This window comes from Halomonas sp. DP5Y7-2, assembly GCF_019802025.1.
Lineage (GTDB): Bacteria > Pseudomonadota > Gammaproteobacteria > Pseudomonadales > Halomonadaceae > Halomonas > Halomonas litopenaei_A.
This window is the reverse complement of sequence record NZ_JAHVHY010000024.1, coordinates 1-842: the sequence shown is the minus strand read 5'-3', so window position 1 is coordinate 842 and position 842 is coordinate 1. Positions and strand designations below refer to the sequence as shown.

Sequence of the window (842 nt, the reverse complement as noted above, 5' to 3'; positions counted from 1 at the left end):
GCGTCTACGGTGATGGTCAGGGTCGCGTTCGCGGTATCCCCATCCGCATCGGTGATGGTGTAGTCAATCAGCACGTCGCCTTCAAAGCCCGTCGCCGGGGTAAAGGTCACGCTGCCGTCACCATTGAAGCTCACGCTGCCCTGGCTCGGATCCTGCAGCGCGGCGTTGGTCAGGGTCACCGGACCATCGGCACCGGCCACGTCGGTACCGCCTGCACTGCCGTCCAGCACGTTGACGGTGATCGCCACGTTCTCGTCGGTCTCGGCCGCGTCGTCGGTGGCCTCAGGCACGTCATCCTTGATATCGATGGTCAAGGCTGCGGGGTCGCTGACGTCGCCGTCGGAGTCGGTCACCACCAGGCTGAACACGTCCTGGATGCCGTCGCTGCCGGTGCCCTGGCTGCTATGGTCGGTAGTGTTGTCGTCCAGGGTGTAGGTATAGCTGTAGTCCCCATTCACCACGCTGACGACCAGGGTGCCGTAAGTCCCCTGCACGGTGCCGCCGTTGGTCACGTCCACGCCGCTGATCACCACCGAGCCCACGCTGTCGGAGCCGGTATCGATGGCGATGGTGCCCCTGGTGGTCTCCAGGTCGGTGGCCGCCTGGCTGCCGCCGTCGTCCAGACCGGCTTCATCCACCTCGTTATTGCCAGACGCATTGGGCGACTCGGGGTTCACCTCTACCACCGGGGTCGCGTCTACGGTGATGGTCAGGGTCGCGTTCGCGGTATCCCCGTCGGCATCGGTGATGGTGTAGTCGATCAGCACGTCGCCTTCAAAACCCGTCGCCGGGGTAAAGGTCACGCTGCCGTCACCATTGAAGCTCACGCTGCCCTGGCTCGG

The 842-nt window shown here is 64.8% G+C and carries 1 protein-coding gene; it reads right to left on the bottom strand.

What is annotated here, in order from left to right; all coding sequences use genetic code 11:
- Nucleotides 1-842: Ig-like domain-containing protein (locus KUW18_RS19580; protein ID WP_222562195.1), on the bottom strand; the 842-nt coding region annotated here is incomplete at both ends.